The sequence below is a fragment of the Iodobacter violaceini genome, assembly GCF_011601265.1.
Classification (GTDB): domain Bacteria; phylum Pseudomonadota; class Gammaproteobacteria; order Burkholderiales; family Chitinibacteraceae; genus Iodobacter; species Iodobacter violaceini.
Genome location: NZ_JAAOLX010000001.1, coordinates 47617 through 68242 on the forward strand (window position 1 = coordinate 47617; position 20626 = coordinate 68242).

The window sequence follows — 20626 nt, forward strand, 5'->3', positions numbered from 1 at the left end:
AACGCCGCAGGTGTTATGCACCGCAACAAGCTGAAGCATCTTGATTATTAGAATTTCTTTCACCAGCGCATGTTGGGTTAAGCGGTAAAGCATCACTAACCCAACCCACTAATGGAAAGCAATCGTGCCCCCTTTATGGATTGAGCATAGCGTTTGGCTGGCGAGTAAGAAGCTGATTTTAGCCAGCCAGCCGCGCTTACAAAAAGCAGATAAGCAGTGGACATCGGCAACAATCGATGCGCAATCTGCTGCGCTGGCTTTGCAGCAGCGGCTGGAAACTCGTCCAAAAAGCAGCATCAGCACACTGAATATTTTACTGAGTGGAGACTGGGTGCGTTACGCCGTGCTGCCCTGGCAGGATGGCCTGTATCAGCCAGACGACTGGAATGCTTATGCCCGGCTGATTTTAGCCCAGCAATTTGCTGGCTCTGCCGAAGGCTGGCGGCTGTGCATCAACCCGGCGGGCTTTGGCGAACCGCGCTTGGTGGCCGCTATGGATGAATCTGTTTACCAGGTCATCATCGAGCTGACCCGTACAAATAAGCTGCGTTTAAGCAAGGTGCAGCCGCTCTTTTCTGCTGTGCATCAGCTGTACCGAAAACAGCTCAAAGCCCCCGAATTTGCACTGGTCATCAGCGAGGCCGATCAGCTCTGCTGCGGGTTCTGGCGCGATGGGGCATGGCAGGGCGTAATCAGCCTGCCGCAGAATCAGGACAGCGAAGCACTGCTTAATGGCGGCATGGCCGCGCTGCTGCGCCAGGCCGCCATGCTGGCGCAGGTGTCTTTGCCACCACAAATCTATATCAGCTCCAGCACCCACCCGCTCGCCAAACTCAGCCTGCCAGAATGCGAAGTCAGCTATTTGGGCGCAGTGCATCCTTTATTTGCCGGGGATTGGGCTTTATGAAACTAGTTGAATCCATAAACCACGGCAATAAAACCAAGCTCAGTGCCTTCGGCACAGTATTCAGGTGCGGGAGCCCCCGCAGGGGCGTTCTTTTCTTGCTTCGCCAAGAAAAGAACCAAAAGAAGGCGACCCCGGCGTCTGCGCCCCGCTTCGCGGGGTTCCCTCTCTGCGGACAATCGGCATGGCGTCGATTCAACTCGCTTCGCTCAAACACGAATCGACGACTACCCCATGCCGCTTGTTCCTCGCTCGGCTGGACTAAGGGGAGCTCTAAGCCCTATGCCACGCAAATAGATTTGAATCATCATTTTCAAAATGCACACACAATGACGGGTTTCACCCTCCCTGCGATATTGCCATCACAGCGCAATCAACCGGACTTTACCGCATGAAGCCCATGCAACTCGATTTTCACCAATCACCCCGCTCTACCCCCTGGCTGGGCCTGGCCCTTGTCGTCGTGGCAGTGATTGCCCTGCTTTGGGTGATGACCCGCCTTGATATCAGCGATCAGGCTCGCCAGCAGCTGGATGCGCGTGAAGATGAAATCAGCTGGCAGCGCCGCCGCCTGGATGAGGCGCGTAATAAAGAGCAAAAAGAAGCCCCAAGTAATGCAAAAGTACTGGCCGCGCATCAGGCTCAGCAACAGGCTATCGGGCCGGTGCTGGCCGTGCTGGAGCAAACATGGCTGCCCACCGTGGCCTATACCCGTATCGAGCTGGCAAGTACCGAGCATCTGATTAAGCTGGATTTAGAAGCCAAAACGCTTGCCGATGCACTGGCACTGGTTGATCGCCTTGGCAGCACCAAGGGGGTTAAAACAGTTTCTTTATCCCGGCATAATTTGCGTGCCAGCGATCCTTTCCATCCGGTGCAGGTGAACCTGGATATCGTTTGGGAGCCGCGGCGATGAATATGCAGCGACTCATACAACAGATCATTTGGTATTTACGCCAATGGCGGCAATATGCGGGCGTTTTGGCAATTGCGGCCTTAGTTTTGCTGCTGCTGACCGGCGCACTTTATGTGCAAAAACTCAAACCCATCCAAAAAGATTTAGAGCGCCGCGAGCTTAGCCTGCAGGAGGCCGCGCGTAAGCTGAAGCAGGCCACATCCGGTGCCTCTGCCACCGCCAGCAGTGTGGCAGAAGAGCGCCTGCCGCAATCGAATCAATTTACGGCGTTTTTACTTAAGCTCAATGCGCTGGCCGAGCAAAAACATATTGTGCTGCAGCAAAGTGATTACAAAGCCACGCCCGAAGTGGGCGGTGAGCTGCTGCGCTACGGCTTGCAGTTTCCGGCTAATGGCACTTACCCCGATCTTCAGCAATTTATTGCAGAGCTGGAAAACATGCCCGGCGTGCGCATCGAAAACCTCAGCCTTTCACGGCAACAAATTGGCGAGGCCATGCTCAGTATTCAGGTGCAAATGTCTTATTTAAGTAAGGTGCAGCCATGATCTCGCGCCCCTTGCAAATTGTTCTGGCGATCACTGTTTTGCTCACGCTTTACTCAGCATGGCAAGACAGCCAGCCTGATGACATACCAGCCCGCCGCCAGCAACATGCGGCCGCGGCCAGTGAAGCCAGCGCGAAAGCATCGGCCGTTGCTGCACAAGCATCCTCGGCCCCGGCAGCCAGCAGCGTGGCGGTGAATTTATTCCCGGTTCAGACATGGCAGCCGCCTCCTCCGCCGCCACCTAAACCCACGCCAACTCCCAAGCCAACGCCCACCCCGCCGCCGGTAGCCCCGCCTTTGCCGTTTCAAGTGGTTTCCACCTGGCACGAGGGCAGCATTGACTACGTGGTGCTTGAGGCGGGCGGCCAGCAGATGGTGGTTTGCCAAAGCTGCAATGCCCTTGGCCGTGTGCAAAAAGGTGAGGTTTTGCTGGGCTCATGGCGGGTGGATCAGGTAACCCGCCAGCAAATTATTTTTACTTTTATGCCGCTGAATCAGCAGCAGGTACTTTCCCTGGGAGCGACGCCTTGAAGCCCATCACCCCTGCAGGTTGGGTTAGCAGGCTTTATCGCGTAACCCAACTTACACAGCGACCTATTATTTCCCTGCCGCTCAAGCAGCTGCGGATGTTTTCTTTTGGAGCTACATTTTGAAGCGCGCATTTAGCATGACCCTTATCGCGGCCAGCTTGCTGACTGGCTGCGCCGCCGACATGGCCCGCAAACAGGGTGAGTCTTTAATTTATGAAGGCGAAGTAGAGCAAGGCCTGCAGCTATTAAAAGAAAAATCCAAGCTATACCCTGACGATATCAAACTGCGTGCCAGCTTTCAGCGGCAATTAGATATCACGCTTAGCGCTTTGCTCAAAGAAGCCGACAATGCCCGCGCCCGTGGCGATATCGAGCTGGCGACCAATCGCTATCAGCAGATGCTGTCGCACGATAAGGGTAATTACCGGGCACTGGAAGGCTTAAGGCTGAGTGAAATCGCAGCGCGGCAGGATTCCATGCTGAAATATGCGCGGGAAATCAAAGACAATAAGCCGGAAGAAGCATTGGATGTACTGGCACAAATGCTGACCGACAATCCGCGCAACACGCAGGCACTTAAGCTGCGTGATGAGGTAGAAAGCCGCAAAACACGTGAAGTCACGCTGCGCCCCGGCCTGGCGCAATCTTTAAAAAACCCGATTTCTTTGCAATTTAAAGATCAAAGCATCAGCAGCGTATTCGATATTATTTCGCGTATTGGTAAAGTTAATTTTATTTTTGATCGTGATGTTGCGCCTAATTTACGCACCACTATTTATGCGCACGACAGCAGCGTAGAAGATGTGATTAATTTAATCTTAACGACGAATCAGCTCGATAAAAAAGTATTAAATGAAAACACCATTTTAATTTACCCCAAACGCCCGGATAAAGACCGCGATTATAAAGACTTGGTCATGCGCACCTTTTATTTATCCAATGCCGACCCCAAACAGGTATTGGCCATGATTAAACAAATGGTTAAAACCAAAGACGTGTATATCGACGAGCGTTTATCCATGCTGGTGATGCGCGATACCGCCGAAGCGGTTGCTGTGGCCGAGCGGTTGATTGCTGCCCAGGATTTACCGCAATCAGAGATTATTTTAGATGTGGAAATTCTTGAAGTAACCAGTACCGATTTACTGAATATGGGGATTGAATATCCACAAAAGGTTTCGGCTTCAATTGGTGTACCGAATGGCCTGGGTGCCATTACGGCTGGGAATTCAATCAGCCTGGATAAGCTGAATAATCTGAATAAAAGCGATGTACTGGTGAATATTGGCAGCCCGGCCGTGACGGCCAATTTTGCCCATAATAAAGGCAATACCAATATTCTGGCGAATCCTAAAATCAGAGTTAAAAACCGCGAAAAAGCCAAGGTACAAATTGGTGACCGGGTGCCCGTGATTACCAGCACCACTAATAATGGCGTCACCTCGGAATCCATTACCTATCTGGATGTGGGCTTAACCCTGAATGTGGAGCCTACGCTATCCATCGATAACGACATCAGCGTAAAAGTGTCTTTAGAGGTTTCTAACGTAACCGATAAAAGCAAAACCACCAGCGGCAACACGGTTTACACCATTGGTACGCGAAACGCCACAACCAATATGAGCGCCAGAGACGGTGAAACGCAGGTCTTGGCGGGCCTCTTATCCCGCACCAACCAATCCACCGGGAATGCGCTGCCCGGCCTTGGTGAGCTGCCGGTGCTGAATCGATTATTTGGCAATCAGAGTGACGACAATAAAAAAACCGAGCTGATTCTTTTAATTACCCCCCGCGTAGTGCGTAATTTAGCGATTCCATCGCCCCATATCACGACCTTTGAAAGCGGCACCGAAGGCGCAATCAGCACCAGCCCGCTGCGTTTACGCCCAAGCTCCAGCATCAAAATTAATAGCACAGCGGCAGGCAGTGTCATGATGCCAGCACCTCAGCCCATAATGCCGCAAGCTGTACCGGAGCCCGCTCCCCAGCCGGCCCCGGCACCAGTGGCGCAAGCTGCAGAAGACAACCCTCAGGCCGTTACGCCGCCAACCGGCAGAGGCAATGGCATGGGAAGGCGCTAAAGATGTGGCCCCGTTTGCCTGCTTACCGGCCCGCTTTGGGGTTTACCCTGATCGAGCTGATGGTGACCCTCACCATCCTGGCCGTGCTGGCCACGGTGGCCATGCCGCTTTCGCAAATTGCTTCTGCCCGCCAGCGGGAAGAAGAGCTGCGCCGCGCACTCTGGCAAATCCGCAGTGCTATCGATGCCTATAAGCAAGCGGCAGACGAGGGGCAAGTTAAAAAAAATCTGGACGAAAGCGGCTACCCGCCCAATCTGAGCGTCTTAACAGAAGGAGTAAAAGACGCCAAAGACCCCAATGGTAAAATGATCTACTTTCTGCGCCGCCTGCCCAGAGATCCTTTTTGCGATTGCCCAAGCAGCTCAGATGAAAAAACATGGGGTCTGCGCAGCTACACCAGCCCCCCCGACTCACCCCAGGAAGGCCGCGATGTGTTTGACGTGTATTCACTCAGCAGCGGAGTTGGGCTGAATGGTACGGCTTACAGGAAGTGGTAGATAGTGAACGGTGGAAACCCAAGTCCTGAACGACGGAGGGCACGTAGAACACGGAGTTTCACGGAGAAAAACAAGGGAGAATTAAGGTGTTTTAATAGGTTTTAAATACTTTCAAACCCAGTTATCTGTCGTTTATTGCTGCTTGTGGCATGGGGCTTTTTAAAGTCCCCTTGAGACACGCCGGAGCGAGGAACAAGCGGGGCGGGTTTCGGCCAGGGAAGGAGGATCCAGCCAATCCCACCTGCCGCCGCCTCGATTGTCCGCAGCGCAGGAGCCTTCGTGTTTCGTGGGGCGGCGTTCTTTGCTTCCTTTCTTGGCCGTTCAAGAAAGGGAGGCCCCCGCGGTGGCTACCGCTCCAAAATCAACGTGCCAAAGGCACTAAAATGATCTTTTGATCATTTTTGACTTTAGTTCTCGCGTAATAAGTAAAACCACATCATCAATAGGATCACCATGGCGCATGCGTCGTCTGCCAATAAAGGCCACACCAGCCACAAAGGCTTCACCCTGATCGAGCTGCTGGTCGTGCTCGCCATTATGGCCAGCCTGCTTACCTTAGTCGTACCCCGCTATTTTCACCAGACTGAGCGCGCCAACGAAACCGTGCTCAAACACAACCTTGTTGCCATGCGCGATGCCATCGATAAATTTTATGCCGATACCGGCCATTACCCTGCCACGATAGACGAGCTGGTCAGCAGCAAATACCTGAGAGAAATGCCGATGGATCCCATCACCGGCAAAAATGATGGCTGGCAAATCATCAAATCTGAAAACGCCAGCGGTGTATACGATATAAAAAGCGGCGCAGAAGGAAACGGCAATGACGGCTCGGCCTACAGCAGCTGGTAAACAGCAGTCCGGTTTTGCTTACGCATGGGCCTTAATGGCCGTATTAATCATGGGCATTTACCTCGCCCAAGTGGGCGAAGCATGGCAAAACCGCGCCCAGCGCGCCAAAGAAGAAGAACTGCTGCGCGCAGGCGCTGAAATCCGCCGTGGCATCCGGCTGTACAGCGAGCAAAATATGATGCAAGGCACGCAATACCCCAAAACACTGGAAGAACTGGTACAGGATCCGCGCAGCCCCACACCAAGGCGCTTTATCCGCAAAGCCTATAAAGACCCCATGACAGGGGAAGACTGGGGCTATATTTCTGCTCCCGGCGGTGGCTTTATGGGCGTCTATAGCCAGGCCAAAGGCAAACCCCTCAAACAACAGCGCTTCCCCGCCGACTTTGCCAGCTTCGCCAATCAAAACACCTATCAGGACTGGAAATTTGCCAACTGGCCCAATGGCAAAGCGCTGAAAAGATAATGACTTAGGGTGGATTGTCTTCATGCCCTGTATACACCTCTGCCTGCAAAATTCTTTTTTTGCTTGGCACCATCACATCCTGTATATGCGTCCTAAATCTGCTCCCTATACACTCAATAAACACGGCTTTAACAAAGCACTAAACGCTTGCTCAACAGCAGCATCATCACTATACGCAACATTAAATCGCATATATTGCTCTGTGTGCGGCTGACGGCTAAACAGTGCACCTGGAGCGAGCAATAAGCCTTGCTTCATTCCCTCCCTCGCCAGCATCTCACTATTCACGCCTGCGGGTAGCTTCGCCCAAATAAACATCCCTCCTGTAAATGGAAAGGGCAGGATGCATCCCGCCCGCTTCAACCACGCAAAGACCCGCCCACCGGACTCCAGCAAACGATCAGCAATCCTTTTACGATGCTTGCCATAGCTTCCTTCATTAAGCATACGGCACAGCAATTGCTCTAATAGCTCTGAAGTACCACCACCGCTCATTAATTTAAGGTGGCTTAATTTTGCAGCTAATTGCGGTGCAGCAATCACATAACTCACTCGCGTATTCGCACTTAAAATCTTAGAAAATCCCGACAAATAACTCACATGGTCTGCTCCTGCCAATGCGGCCAGCCTGGGGGGAGGATTGCTGTGCAGGTCTCCATACAAATCATCTTCAATAATATGGCAGCCATACTCTTTGCATAATTGTAAAAGCCGGAAAGCCTGGGCAGGCGTAAATGAATGCCCAGTTGGGTTATGCAGCAACCCACAGCTTAAATAAACGCTGGGCCTGTGCTTGGCCAGCACAGCTTGAAAACGCTCAAAATCAGGCCCCTCTGCTCCCCGCTCCACCGTCACGACCTGAGCGCCATGCAAAGCTAAATTTGCATGAAAGTTAAAATAGCAGGGGTCATCAAGCAGTACCGTATCCCCCTGGCGAAGCAATAAACGCAGCAGCATATCAATACCCTGCACCGTATTTGATGTGGTCACAATCTGCTCCAAATGCACCGGCATCCCTTGTTCAGAGAGTTTTTTTTGCAATGCTTCACGCAAAGGCAAATATCCGGCAGGGCTGCCGTAAGCAGAAACACGCAGCAATGGGGAGCGAACAGTGGCGCGCATCGCCTGGCGAAACGCATCGGTATCCAGCCAGGATTCAGGTAAATGACCGCAGCCGGGGCGCAGCTCACCGTTATCCACCAATAAGGAGCGGCGCAGCACGCTAATCAAATCCTGGGGCAATAAATCAGCCTGCGGCGGATAAATCGCCTGTGGACTTTGCGCCACCACAAAATATCCCCTGCCCTGCCTGGATATCAGTAAATTTCGCGCACGTAAGCGATCCAGCGCATCAATGACCGTAAATTTACCCACCCCCAGAAGCAAAGTTAACTCTCTGACGGAGGGTAACTTGCTACCCGCAGGCAACACGCCGCTCTCTATTGACGCAGATACAACCTCAATAATTTGCCGGACTTTAGAAGTCCCTTTTTGAAAATGAATAGCAGGAAATGTCATGGAACTCTCTTTGTTTGCCGCTTATTTTACCGGTAAAGCAAGGTCGGTTAAATCATTACTTAAGCTGTATGCCCCTTGTTATTCAAACTACACTTGCTAAATCACACGTCAGGAAGAAATATCAGTTAGCACTCAGTAAAAAAACACCGCGTAAACACCATTCCCCATTTATTTTCTAAAATGAAAGTTAAGGAAACTCTGCAAGAAAAAATAAAATTAAACATGAAAACATATATGTGCATTATCTGTGGATTTATATATTCCGAAAAAGAAGGCATCCCAGGCGAAGGAATAGAGCCAGGCACATCATGGCAAGAGATTCCTGAGTCATGGACATGCCCTGACTGCGGAATGGGAAAATCAGATTTTATACTTACTGAAATATAAATAAAGAACAAAAAGACCATGAACAACATTAATAAAAAACTACCATTTTGCAATGAAATTACACACCAAAAATATTTAACTGCAGAGAAAGGAATAAAAACAGCCTACGAGATGGGATGCAGCCACTGGTATATTGATGGAAGCCTTATTGAAGAAATGGTCAGCGACTGGAATGAAGCACGTATTTCAAATTTAAATGAACTTATCCTTTCAACAAGAATTCAGCCACTATTTCATGGTAATTTCAAAGCACCACTCGCCAGCGATGTTGAAGATTTTCGCGCAGCGGCAGTGGATTATACAAAAAAAAATTGATATTGCAAGCCAGTTAAACGCACCGTTAATTATTAACGGCGGTTGTATTGTTGAACCAAAAACCATTATACAGGCAAAAAAATTGCATTAGAAAATTACCTTAAATCAATCATTGAGCTTGCTGACTGCGCAAAGAAAAAAAACGTAGATATTTATTTAGAAAATCTTTCTAACTACAAAAACTATCGGCCTTTCCACTATATATTCACTTGTGCTGAAGAGTATGATTTCATTCTTAGAAATCTGAATAACCATACAAACGTATATCTTTTTTTAGATATTGGACATACTCACATCGGAGAAGGGAAACCAGCAGATGTGATTATAAATTATCACAAAAAATTAAAATGAATTTCTTTTAGCAATAACAATGGCATACAAGACCAGCATTTAGGAATTGGTGATGGATCTATTGATTATGCTGAGCTAATTTTAGCTATACACCAGACCCAATGGAGTGGCCTTGTTGCATTTGAAACAAGGAATCAATCTACAGAACAAGGCCTGCAAGAATTAATAAATTTACATCAAGCCATTCGGGATGTAGCACTGGCATAAGAAAAGAGGCAGTATTTCTGCCTCGCAAATACACTCACCCGGAACAAAAGAAAAGACAATGACAACAGGATTAACTCTAGAAAATTTCAGCTATTTTGTTATTTTTTGCTTTACGATGACATTCAGCCCGGGGCCAATGACCATTTTCTTGCTTAGCCTTGGTCTGAAAAGTGGATTGAAAAGTGCGCTCCCTGCACAAATGGGTGCAAGCCTTGCTTATTTAATTTCAATCATTATTTTTGCTATAGGCCTTTCAGAAATAATTAAGGATTACCCACTTCTCACTCATACCATTCAACTCACAGGTATCAGCTATATTATTTATCTTGCTTACAAACAATGGACCAGAAAAGAAATACAAATAAACACTCATATAGACCTTAAAAACTTTAAAGATTTATTCAGTAAAGGGATGCTTACCGGGATGTCTAATCCAAAAACAATCCTAATGTTTACAGCTGTTTTTCCTCAGTTTTCAGCACAACAAGATCACCAAATGACAGATATTTCTATTTTAGGAATCACATTTCTTGTTCTTCAATTTGCCAGTGGTTGCAGCTATTGTTATTTTGGCCAGCGGATTAAGCCACTACTTGATCAGCCTTCCAGACAATCTTTGCTGCATAAAACCAGTGCCGTTTTACTTCTGGCCGTAGCCGCAATGCTCGCTCGCAGCTTTCTGGCATAAAATCCCCCCTGCCCTTCTGCGCTTTCAGCCTGTCAATTCGCGTATCATGGTGAGCATCCTGTTTGCCCTTTGCTCCCATGCTGCCGATTCTCTATTCCTTCCGCCGTTGCCCCTATGCCATGCGTGCCAGAATGGCGATTCAGTATTCTGGTATTCAAGTTGAATTACGTGAAATTGTGCTGAGAGATAAGCCTGCAGAATTGCTGCTCGCCTCGCCCAAAGGCACCGTGCCGGTATTGGTTTTAAATAATGGAAATGTCATAGAGCAAAGCCTGGATATTATGCAATGGGCATTATTGCAAAATGATCCGCAGCAATGGCTTTGTCAGCAAAGTACGGCGCTAAGCACCCAAATTGCCCTGCTAATAGATCATAATGACCGGGTATTTAAAACGCATCTTGATCGATATAAATACGCTGACCGTTATCCTGATCAGCCCAAAGAATACTATCGTCATCAGGGTGAGTTATTTTTACGTGATTTAGAAACCCGGCTGGCGCAGACTACTTTTTTACTCTCGAATAAAATCAGCCTGGCAGATGCCGCGATATTTCCTTTTATTCGCCAGTTTGCCGGCGTTGATCCAAAATGGTTTGACGCTGCGCCCTATCCTAAGCTAAAGCAGTGGTTGAATTTTTTCTGCAGCAGCCGTGATTATCAAAACGTGATGCAAAAATTTGCAGTCTGGCAGGCAGGGGCCCGCCCTTTTATTTTTCCTTAAAATACAATTACGCAATCCAAGTTGCTGTTTTTTAGGTAACCTTGCAACTTGAATGTGCATTAAGAGTCATTGTGAGCCAATTTATACGCCTAACGATGGATGACATTGCCCGCCTGGCCAATGTTTCCAAAACCACGGCCAGCCTTGTCCTTAACGGACGCTCGGCAGAATACCGTATCGCGGAAGCCACCAAGGAGCGCGTACTGGCGATTGCACGCGAGCATCATTTTCAGCCCTCGCAATCGGCCAAAACGCTGCGCTCCCGCAAAAGCGGCACTTTAGGTTTACTTGTGCCGGAGCTCAGCAACTTTGCCCACGCCAGCCTTGCGCAAGCTTTAGAGCCCCTGTGCCGCAAAGCAGGCTATCAGTTGCTGGTGATGAGCAGTAATGAGCAGGCCAGCATGGAAACAGCAGGCATTGAGCATCTGCTTACCCGCCAGGTAGACGGCCTGATTGTGGTGCCCTGCAGCAGCGATGCAACACAATATTTAAAATGGTCTTTACGCCTGCCGCTGGTGTTTGTTGACCGCCATATTAAAAACTGCCCGATTCCCTTTGTGGTCACCGACGCCATTGATGCCGTTACCTCCCTGGTCATGCAAACCATCGCGGGTGGCAGCAAAGAAGTGGTTTATTTTGGCGGGCAAGCCGATTTATCCCCAAGCCAGGACCGGCTGGCTGGCTATCGCAAAGGACTGGAATTAAGCGGTGTGCCAGAGCAGCCATACTGGGTATGGCAAAGAGATTACCTGCGCCCATCGGGTTACAGCATGATGGCTGAATGCTATGAGCGTCTTGGCCACTATCCCGACAGCCTGTTTACCGGCTCACTCACCCTGCTGGAAGGCGCGCTGGCGTATATCAACGAAAAACAAAACGGCATGCCCAAGCATTTAATGACCTTTGACGATCATAACCTGCTCAACTGCCTGCCATGGGGTATTCAATCCGTGGTGCAGGACAGCCAGCAACTCGCCAGCGAAAGCCTTGCCAGAGTATTGAAGCTTATGCAGGGCGAGGCGGCAGATTCGGTATGGATTCCGGCAAGCTTGCATCAGCGTAGTTAAGCGCGGCAGAGCAGACGGGTTGCCCTGCACGGGCAGCCCGTATCACCCATCCCCAAGCCACTGGCATTAAATGCCATACCCTTATCCAGCCTGAAGATGTACTATAAATGCTTATTTTAAAGTCCGGACAACAGCAATGCGCCTGAATGTTTTTACTGATTACTGTCTGCGTACTTTAATTTACGTTGGTATACAGAACGATGGCGTTGTGACGCGGGGGGAGATTGCTTCAGCCTATGGTGTTTCTGACAATCACCTGATGAAAGTCATGAGCTTTCTGGCGCGCAATGGTTTTTTAGAAACCACCCGGGGCAAAGGGGGGGGGATGCGTTTATCCCGCCCGGCAGATCAGATCAGCGTTGGCGCTTTGGTACGCCTCAGCGAGGCAGACAGCCCGGTTGTAGAATGCTTTGATCATGCGCATTCCAGCTGTAGCATTGATGGTATCTGCCGCTTAAAGGGCGTGCTGTTTGAAGCCATGCAGGCGTTTTACAGCGTACTTGACCGCTACACCCTGCAGGATTTAATTAATAACCCCGCCGAGCTGAATGCAATTTTTAGTATTCCCTTAGTGCAGGTAAAAGACTAATCCAGGAGCACCCCATCCCTGACAGCCAGGCCTTATTGGCATTTCACGGGAAAAACCGCATTTAGAGCCTTTTGCTTTACGCTTTTTCAAGCCTGACAAATCAAGTTTCCCGCCATTCAAATCTGCACTGCATCACCAGACAACCATGACCCAAATAAATAATCCCCAGCACGGCATCACCTTAGAAAATATCCTGACCGATTTAGTCGATCATTTTGGCTGGCCAGAGCTGGCCCGCCGAATCCCCATTCAATGTTTTACAACAGATCCATCCATCAAATCCAGCCTGAAATTTCTGCGCCGCACGCCTTGGGCACGCAGCAAAGTAGAAGAGCTGGACGCCAGAATGCGCCGCTAACACAAAAGATCCTGCACCCTCAAAAGTTAGTCATATCCCATCTTCAAACACATGATGCAGCCCGGCCTCAACACCCAGCAAAAAAATATATAAAAATCTTCGTCATATTTTGCCAGTCTGCTACGACTAAGGATCAGCAAGTAATCATGCTTGTTGACTATCCTGCAAAAATTGGAGATTGACCATGAATCGTATAACCGGAGCAACCTTAGCCGCGGCCGCCGCAACACTTTTCACTTTTGCGGCGCATGCTGAGGAAATGCCTGCATCTGGCGATGCAAGCAAAGAAGTAAAATGCGCGGGGATTAACAGCTGTAAAGGCACATCCATGTGTAAAACAGCGGATAACGCTTGTAAAGGCCAAAATGTGTGTAAGGGTCATGGCTGGCTGCCTGCAGCCAGCGCCAAAGCTTGCGGCGATCAGGGCGGGAAAGTTTTATAAACTCAATATTACAAAGGGGGCCTTCTCAGCTCCCTTTTTTATTTGAGTGATAGATAATTAATTATTCAAAGCCTTTTGATCGGATCTGCGGCCTGTTTTCAGGGGCTGCAATTTCTTTACAAAAAGAGCCTCCCTTTTCTTATCTGAGCCACTATGAATCAATCTCTCAAAGGCTTTGGACTCGGTCTGCGACCAGAACACTATGCTGATTTTTTAGCCCGGAAACAACCTGTGGACTGGCTGGAAATCATTTCAGATAATTATCTCGTTCCAGGCGGCAAGCCCCTTTATTACCTGGAGCAAATTCGCCGCGATTATCCAATGGTGATGCACGGTGTGGCGATGAATATAGGCTCGACCGATCCACTCGATTTTAATTACCTTGCAGAGATTAAAACTTTGGCCAAGCTTGTTGAGCCATTAGCGATTTCAGATCATCTTTGCTGGACAGGCGTGGATGGCAAATACCTGCATGATTTGCTGCCAATTCCCTATACGGAAGAAGCAATCAAGCATGTAGCCGGGCGAATCCGGCAGGTACAGGATTTTTTAGGCCGCCGGCTGGTGATTGAAAACGCCTCGACCTATCTCGAAGCCCAAGCCAATCTGCAAGAGTGGGAATTTATCAGCGCCATCCTTAGCGAAGCCGGCTGTGACTTACTGCTCGACATTAACAATATCTATGTTTCCAGCCGTAATCATGGTTTTGATCCGCTGCGCTATTTACATAATATTCCCCACCAGCGCATCGCCTATATTCACCTGGCTGGGCACACCGATTATGGCGATCATTGCATCGATACCCACGATCAGGCCATCTGCACCGAAGTGTGGTCTTTATATGCTCAAGCGATAAGCCAATGGGGTGCGATTCCCACCATGATTGAGCGCGATGCAAATATCCCGGCTCTGCCCGAATTATTAGCTGAGCTGGATCATGCCCGCCAGACAGGAGCTACCCATGAATCTGCATGCATGGCAGCGTAATTTGCAGGCCAGTATTCTGACGGCCAGCGATCAAATACAGCAGCCGCTCAATCAGGGAAATATCAGCCGCGAACGGAAGATCGCCATCTACGCTGATGGCTATTTTTTGCGCTTAGCCGAAGCATTGCAAAGCAATTACCCCGCCCTGTTTCAAATTTTGGGTGACGATGATTTTTACACACTGGCCCGTGCTTATCTGTCCGCCCATCCCTCATCGCACCCATCGATACGCTGGTTTGGCGATCAGCTGGCCACCTTCCTCGCGCACGGGCAGCCCTATGCCAGCGTCCCTGTTTTTGCTGAGCTGGCTGCTTTTGAATGGGCTTTGCGCCATACCGTGGATGCCGCTGACGCCCCCCTGCTGACGCTGGAAAACCTGCAGGCGATTCCGGCCGGGGATTGGGGCCAGCTGAGCTTTAAGCTGCATCCTTCCTTAAGTATTTTATCGCTGCAATGGAACGCGCCTAAGGTGTGGCAAGCACTGATGGCAGAGCAAACTCCGCCAGAGCCACAATGCCTTCCACAGCCCTGTCTAGTCTGGCGCAAGCCTGATTTAAGCATCCATTGGCGCAGCGCCAGTCCAGCCGAAACTCATGCATTAAACTTACTGGCCAGCGGCGCAAACTTTTCCTCCATCTGTGAGGCGCTCCTGAGCGACGATATCAACGACGTGCCTCTGACGGCCGCAGGTTTTTTGCGAACGTGGATTGAGCAGGGGCTGATTACAACGGCTTAAACGCCTGAGCGCCAACCGGGCTCAGGACATGCCTCGCAATTCCTTCACAGCATGGCGTAATAAACCAAACAATCCTCCCCCGCCTGCCCCTGCCACGCCTTTGGACGCCTCCAATACCATGCCAGAGTGATGGTATTTTCAGACCCGCAAATGCGCCTGGTCCCTGATCGTCTGCTACTCCAGAATATTCTCCCATCTTAAATATGCATTTTATTTGCATCTTTTTAAAATAGGTATATATTATGCATATATAAACACCAACACGCCTCATCCATCCGGAGCACATCATGCATAAAACGCGCAATCACTGGCGCTCGCTTGCGGTCATTTTCTTCCTGTCTTTTGCCGTGCTCGGCTGGATAGGCAGGGAAATTTACCTGGAGAAACCGCCGATTCCCCAACAAGTTTTAAGCAGCACCGGCAAGCTGCTGTATAGCGGTGAACAAATTCAGCGGGGGCAGGAGGCCTGGTTGTCCGCAGGCGGCCAGCAGATGGGCTCGGTTTGGGGGCACGGCAGTTATGTGGCACCGGATTGGTCGGCCGACTGGCTGCATCGCGAGGCGGTTACCCTGCGTGAAATCTGGGCAAGGCAGCAGTTTAAAAAAGACTACAGCCAGCTCAGCAGTGAAGAGCAAGCGCCGCTAAATGCACGCTTAATCCCGGTGATGCGCAGCAATACTTACGATAAATCCAGCGATACGCTGACTATTCAAGCCGACAGAGCTGTGGCTATCGGGCAAGTGGCGCAGCACTATATGAGCCTGTTTGGCAGCGATGCTTCGCAAGATAAGCTGCGCGAGCAATACGCGATGATTTCTGGCTCGATTAAAAATGCTGACGACTTGAAAGCCCTGCCTGCATTCTTCTTTTGGTCTGCATGGGCGGCCACCACCAATCGCCCCGGCCTTGATCATATTTCCTACACCAGCAACTGGCCACACGAGCCACTGGTGGCCAATACCCCGACCACCGGCACCAGCATTTGGTCGATTGCCAGCATTATTCTGCTGATCGCCGGTATTGCAGCCATGGTCTTATTCCACCAAATGCACCGCGATGAAGAGCCGGTGATTTGCCCGGAAAACGATCCGCTGGTCACCTTGAAACTGACACCATCGATGAAAGCCACCATGAAGTATTTCTATGTGGTGATTGGCCTGCTGATGGCGCAAGTAGGGATGGGGATTATCTCCGCCCATTACCAGGTAGAAGGCGGTAGCTTCTTTGGGATTCCGCTGGCAGAAGTACTGCCCTTTACCATTAGCCGCACCATCCATACTCAGCTTGGCGTGTTGTGGATTGCTACCGCATGGCTGGCAACGGGCCTGTTTTTAGCGCCGGTATTAGGCGGCAAAGAGCCTAAGATGCAAAAAACCGGCGTGGATGTTTTGTTTTATGCGCTGCTCTTGATTGTGGTTGGATCGATTGCATGTGGCTGGGCCGGCACCTTACAACGTTTGGGCACCAGCTATAGTTTTTGGCTGGGCAATCAAGGCTTGGAATACACCAGCATGGGCCGTGTCTGGCAAGTGCTGCTGTTTATTGGTCTGCTGATTTGGGCTGGCTTACTGGGCCGTGGCTTATGGCCTGCGCTGCGTAAACCATCCGAAAGCCAGGGCCTGATCGCCATGGTGTTTATCTCTGCAGTATGTATCGGCCTGTTTTACGCATCATCCCTGGTATGGGGGCAAAAAACCCATTACGCGCTGATTGAATACTGGCGCTGGTGGCTGGTGCATCTGTGGGTAGAAGGCTTCTTTGAAGTATTTGCCACCGCCGTGATTGCCCTGCTGCTCAGCCGCTTAGGCTTGATCCGTGCCGCATCGGCCAACCGCGCCATTGTGCTTGAAACGATTGTTTTCTTATTTGGCGGCATTTTAGGCACGCTGCATCACCTGTACTTTACCGGCTCTCCAACCAGCGTCATTGCCGTCGGCGCGATGTTCTCAGCCTTAGAAGTAGTGCCTTTGGCGCTGATCGGTGCAGAAGCTTATCAAACCTATCGTCACAACCAAGCCGCGCCGTGGGTAGCTAAATATCGCTGGGCCATCATGTGTTTTGTGGCTGTGGGGTTTTGGAATACCGTTGGCGCGGGCTTGCTGGGCTTTGCGATTAACCCGCCAATCTCGCTGTATTACGTGCAAGGCTTAAACATGACCGCAGCCCACGGCCACGCCGCGCTGTTTGGGGTGTACGGCATGCTGGGTATCGGCCTGATGTTGTTCTGCTTACGCGGCCTTGCCCCTGCGGCTAATTGGAATGACAAGCTGCTGAAACCGGCTTTCTGGTCACTGAATATTGGCCTGTTTATGATGGTATTTATGTCGCTGCTGCCATCCGGTATTTACCAGGCCATTGCCAGCGTAGAACACGGCCTGTGGTATGCGCGCTCCGCCGGGATCATCCATTCCCCTGTGATGGAAGCCCTGGTCTGGCTGCGCGTGCCTGGCGATATCGTGTTCTCGGCAGGCGTAGTGTATCTCGCCGTATTTGCCCTGAAACTACTGGGCCGAGACCGCAGCTTACCTGTGCATGCGGGCAAGTTGCTAGATGCCTGAGGGATGTGTTTTGGAAAAAATGGCGAGGGTAAAAACCAATCCACCAACTGAAGCATAAATACCTCTGGAGCGGCTTCAGCCGCGAAAGCTCTGCCAGTTAAGGCCTTTCGCGGCTAAAGCCACTCCTGCAAAAAAACGGGCACACACTGTAATACCAAGTCTTTTACTTAACTATCTAAAAAGGAATCACCATGCACGACTGTAGCCTCCCCAATCAATTAAATGGCGTTTATGGGTTCGATGCCCGTGGCATTGCCAAACGCTTTCGCCATGCCGCCATTTTTGGCGCCATAGATGCATTAAATGAAGGTGAAACAATGCGTTTTGTAAATGACCATGATCCATTGCCTCTATTAGCGCAAATTGAGCAGCGCTATCAGGGCAAAATTAAAGCCACGTATATTCAGCGCGATCATGAAGCCATTGTGATTGATTTTTTACTGCTGCCTTCCCAAGCGGCGGTTGAATAAACAGCACACTATTTTATTATTAAACTCATTTAAACGGCACTGATCAGTGCCGTTTTTTTTTGAATAAAACAATCATATTTTATTGATATTTATCAAAACCACCCAGCATAAAAAATAAATGACGGGCGATTAAAAGCCATTAAACTGTTAATGCTATGGCATTAAATATAAAATATTCATTCATCAACACCCGTTAATGCATTCTGCATAATAAGCAAAACGGCTTAATTCTCCGTAATCAGTAATTTTAAAAAAACCAACGGCAAATACAATCAATGCATACCACCACCATTGCCCTCACGCTTAGCCTTGCAGCCCCTGTTGTCAGCGCAGAAACCATCCAGCTCTCCCCCGTTATTGTCACCGCGCCTGCTATGCAAGAAGCGCTGAAAGTAGAGCTTGATGCAAGAAACCCGCAGCAGCCTTTACCAGCCACTGACGGGGCCAGTTTTTTGAAAACCATCCCAGGCATGAATGTGATTCGCAAAGGCGGGATTGATGGCGATCCGGTTTTCCGGGGGATGGCAGGCTCCAGACTGAATATTTTACTGGATGGCGAGCAGATTCCGGGCGGCTGCGGTGGCCGGATGGACCCGCCCACAGCCTATATTTTTGCGGATTCTTACGACAAAGTGAGCCTGCTCAAAGGGCCGCAAACGGTGCTGTATGGGCCGGGTAATTCTGCGGGCACGGTGCTGTTTGAGCGCAAAGCCACCGCGTTTTCACAAGACAGCATCAAGGCCAATGCGGCGCTGACCGTTGGCAGCTTTGGCCGCTTTGATGCCATGAGCGAGATTTCCACTGGCAATAGCAAGGCCGATGTCAGCCTGATTGCCACTCACTCCCGGCAAGATGATTACAAGGATGGCAATGGCAACGCAGTGCATTCCAATTACCAAAGGCACAGTGCCAACCTGACTCTGGGCTGGACGCCCGATGAAGATACCCGCTTGCAATTTTCTGCGACCCAAAGCGATGGTGAAGCCGCTTACGCCGATCGCGGCATGGATGGCAGCCAGTTTGCGCGTAACAGCCTGAGCTTTAAATTCAGCAAAAAGAATATCTCCCCACTGCTTAAGCAAATCGACGCGCAACTTTCACACGCTTATATCGATCATGTGATGGATAACTACAGCCTGCGCCCCTACATGCCGGGCAAGGAAATGGCCAGCAATCCGGATCGCCTGACTTGGGGCGGGCGCATGGTGGCCACACTCAATACCAGTGAGGAAAGCCAATTAAAAACCGGCCTGGATTTCCAGCAGGATGAGCACAGCTTACGCACCGGCAAAGATTATCAAAATAAACCACGCATCAACGATGCCCGCTTTAAAAACAGCGGCGTCTTTGCGGAGTTCAGTTACTTTATCAGCGAGCAATCACGCCTGATCAGCGGTGCGCGTGCCGACTTTTGGCAGGCTAACGACAGACGCCTGAGCGGTGCAACGGCCAGGCAAGAACGCAATGAAGTATTGGGCAGCGGCTTTATACGCCTTGAGCAGGATATCAGCCCTGACACGATGGTCTATGCGGGCTTAGGCCGCAGCGAACGCGCGCCGGATTACTGGGAGCTGATCAGCAAGCAAAGTGCAGACAGCAATTCTGCGTTTAACACCGCCACAGAAAAAACCAGCCAGCTTGATCTGGGCGCAATTCATCACGATGGGCCTTTATCACTCAGCGCCTCTGCGTTTTATAACCAGATTGATGACTATATTTTGATTCAGTCCGGCGTGCCCAATGGCAGCATGGGCACAAAAACCATCAGCCGCAACGCAGACGCCAGCACATGGGGCGGCGAAATGGGGCTGGCTTATCAGATCAGTCCCAAACTAAAAAGCGATTTGGCGCTCTCCTTTGTGCGTGGCAATAATCAAACCGATCACAGCGACCTGGCCCAAATCCCACCGCTGGAAAGCCGCTTAAATATCAGCTGGAATGAGGCCAACTGGAATGTCGGCGGGCTGATCCGTGCGGTAGCGGCACAAAACAGAATCGACCCGGGCAAGGGCAATATCGTTGGTCAGGATACGGGCAGCACAGCAGGCTTCACGATTTTCTCACTCAACGCAGCTTACAAGCCCGGCAAAAACAGCCAGCTCAGCATCGGTGTTGATAATCTCTTTGATCGTAACTATGCAGAACACATCAGCCGCGCAGGCGCAATGGTGGGTGGCTATTTACAAACCAGCAAAATCAACGAGCCTGGCAGAACGCTTTGGCTGAAAGGGCAAATCAATTTATAGGGCAGAGGATTTAAAGCTCATCATCTGCGCTTAAACAGGCGTGATGTTTTTTACAGGTGCCAGGCGGCATACGCAGCATGCAAACATGCTGTGTATTGCCGCCACTGAGTGGTAAATCCTGGTGTGGCGCTGGATTCATAGCTGGTAAATACCCAAAGTTGGCTCGCCCTGAAGCACTCCGGCCCCTGAATGATT

General features: G+C 50.2%; 23 protein-coding genes. 22 read left to right on the forward strand and 1 reads right to left on the reverse strand.

From position 1 onward, the window contains the following. The first annotated feature begins 124 nt into the window (after positions 1-124). The 8 genes from HA050_RS00205 to HA050_RS00240 all read left to right on the forward strand — a co-directional run bounded on the left by HA050_RS00205 (position 125) and on the right by HA050_RS00240 (position 6790). Positions 125-907 carry a hypothetical protein gene (locus HA050_RS00205; protein ID WP_166820609.1) on the forward strand — a complete coding sequence of 261 codons (783 nt, stop codon included), beginning with the start codon at positions 125-127 and terminating at the stop codon, positions 905-907. Between the two features lie 388 nt (positions 908-1295). Beyond that, positions 1296-1820, forward strand: coding sequence for a hypothetical protein (locus HA050_RS00210; RefSeq protein WP_166820611.1), 525 nt, complete (start codon positions 1296-1298; stop codon positions 1818-1820). A gap of 2 nt (positions 1821-1822) precedes the next feature. Beyond that, entirely contained in the window at positions 1823-2365 is a 543-nt protein-coding gene (locus HA050_RS00215; RefSeq protein WP_166820613.1) for a GspMb/PilO family protein, read from the forward strand. Next, positions 2362-2895: a hypothetical protein gene (locus HA050_RS00220; RefSeq protein WP_166820615.1), complete on the forward strand. Its 534-nt coding sequence runs from the start codon at positions 2362-2364 to the stop codon at positions 2893-2895. The genes HA050_RS00215 and HA050_RS00220 overlap by 4 nt, the downstream gene beginning before the upstream one ends. 136 nt (positions 2896-3031) lie before the next feature. Further along, positions 3032-4975: a secretin GspD/PilQ domain-containing protein gene (locus HA050_RS00225; protein ID WP_166820617.1), complete on the forward strand. Its 1944-nt coding sequence runs from the start codon at positions 3032-3034 to the stop codon at positions 4973-4975. A 2-nt stretch (positions 4976-4977) separates the two neighbouring features. After that, positions 4978-5472 carry a type II secretion system protein gene (locus HA050_RS00230; protein WP_166820619.1) on the forward strand — a complete coding sequence of 165 codons (495 nt, stop codon included), beginning with the start codon at positions 4978-4980 and terminating at the stop codon, positions 5470-5472. 453 nt (positions 5473-5925) lie between these two features. Continuing rightward, positions 5926-6324 carry a type II secretion system protein gene (locus HA050_RS00235; RefSeq protein WP_166820621.1) on the forward strand — a complete coding sequence of 133 codons (399 nt, stop codon included), beginning with the start codon at positions 5926-5928 and terminating at the stop codon, positions 6322-6324. Continuing rightward, complete coding sequence (locus tag HA050_RS00240; RefSeq protein ID WP_166820623.1) at positions 6296-6790, forward strand: type II secretion system protein; 495 nt, start codon at positions 6296-6298, stop codon at positions 6788-6790. The genes HA050_RS00235 and HA050_RS00240 overlap by 29 nt, the downstream gene beginning before the upstream one ends. Positions 6791-6895: 105 nt before the next feature. On the opposite strand, the gene HA050_RS00245 is transcribed toward HA050_RS00240, so the two are convergent. Beyond that, complete coding sequence (locus tag HA050_RS00245; RefSeq protein ID WP_166820625.1) at positions 6896-8308, reverse strand: aminotransferase-like domain-containing protein; 1413 nt, start codon at positions 8306-8308, stop codon at positions 6896-6898. Between the two features lie 234 nt (positions 8309-8542). On the opposite strand from HA050_RS00245, the gene HA050_RS00250 reads away from it, so the two are divergent. From HA050_RS00250 to HA050_RS00310, 14 genes are all read left to right on the forward strand, one after another. Further along, positions 8543-8695 carry a rubredoxin gene (locus tag HA050_RS00250; protein WP_439898212.1) on the forward strand — a complete coding sequence of 51 codons (153 nt, stop codon included), beginning with the start codon at positions 8543-8545 and terminating at the stop codon, positions 8693-8695. Between the two features lie 18 nt (positions 8696-8713). Next, complete coding sequence (locus tag HA050_RS21895; protein ID WP_205836233.1) at positions 8714-9010, forward strand: hypothetical protein; 297 nt, start codon at positions 8714-8716, stop codon at positions 9008-9010. 81 nt (positions 9011-9091) lie between these two features. Next, positions 9092-9361, forward strand: a complete 270-nt coding sequence (locus tag HA050_RS22500; RefSeq protein WP_369698411.1) for a TIM barrel protein — start codon at positions 9092-9094, stop codon at positions 9359-9361. A 265-nt stretch (positions 9362-9626) separates the two neighbouring features. Next, on the forward strand, positions 9627-10256 hold the full coding sequence (locus tag HA050_RS00260) for a LysE family translocator (protein WP_166820627.1): 630 nt from the start codon (positions 9627-9629) through the stop codon (positions 10254-10256). A 62-nt stretch (positions 10257-10318) separates the two neighbouring features. Continuing rightward, complete coding sequence (locus tag HA050_RS00265) at positions 10319-10978, forward strand: glutathione S-transferase (protein ID WP_240928933.1); 660 nt, start codon at positions 10319-10321, stop codon at positions 10976-10978. Positions 10979-11049: 71 nt separating this feature from the next. Further along, a complete protein-coding gene (locus HA050_RS00270; protein ID WP_166820629.1) occupies positions 11050-12045 on the forward strand; it encodes a LacI family DNA-binding transcriptional regulator in 996 nt (331 codons plus the stop codon). Between the two features lie 136 nt (positions 12046-12181). Next, positions 12182-12634: an RrF2 family transcriptional regulator gene (locus HA050_RS00275; RefSeq protein WP_166820631.1), complete on the forward strand. Its 453-nt coding sequence runs from the start codon at positions 12182-12184 to the stop codon at positions 12632-12634. 145 nt (positions 12635-12779) lie between these two features. After that, complete coding sequence (locus tag HA050_RS00280; protein ID WP_166820632.1) at positions 12780-12992, forward strand: VF530 family protein; 213 nt, start codon at positions 12780-12782, stop codon at positions 12990-12992. 184 nt (positions 12993-13176) lie between these two features. After that, positions 13177-13434 carry a BufA2 family periplasmic bufferin-type metallophore gene (gene bufA2, locus HA050_RS00285; RefSeq protein WP_099399485.1) on the forward strand — a complete coding sequence of 86 codons (258 nt, stop codon included), beginning with the start codon at positions 13177-13179 and terminating at the stop codon, positions 13432-13434. Positions 13435-13587: 153 nt separating this feature from the next. Beyond that, positions 13588-14421 carry an MNIO family bufferin maturase gene (gene bufB, locus HA050_RS00290; RefSeq protein WP_166820634.1) on the forward strand — a complete coding sequence of 278 codons (834 nt, stop codon included), beginning with the start codon at positions 13588-13590 and terminating at the stop codon, positions 14419-14421. Then, positions 14396-15157: an HvfC/BufC N-terminal domain-containing protein gene (locus HA050_RS00295; RefSeq protein ID WP_166820644.1), complete on the forward strand. Its 762-nt coding sequence runs from the start codon at positions 14396-14398 to the stop codon at positions 15155-15157. The genes bufB and HA050_RS00295 overlap by 26 nt, the downstream gene beginning before the upstream one ends. A 287-nt stretch (positions 15158-15444) precedes the next feature. Beyond that, the gene (locus HA050_RS00300) at positions 15445-17715 is read left to right on the forward strand and encodes a nitric-oxide reductase large subunit (RefSeq protein ID WP_166820646.1); all 2271 of its coding nucleotides are present in this window, start codon (positions 15445-15447) and stop codon (positions 17713-17715) included. 191 nt (positions 17716-17906) lie between these two features. Then, positions 17907-18185, forward strand: a complete 279-nt coding sequence (locus HA050_RS00305) for a DUF2249 domain-containing protein (protein WP_166820648.1) — start codon at positions 17907-17909, stop codon at positions 18183-18185. A gap of 275 nt (positions 18186-18460) precedes the next feature. Then, entirely contained in the window at positions 18461-20431 is a 1971-nt protein-coding gene (locus tag HA050_RS00310) for a TonB-dependent copper receptor (protein ID WP_166820650.1), read from the forward strand. Positions 20432-20626 lie beyond the last annotated feature (195 nt).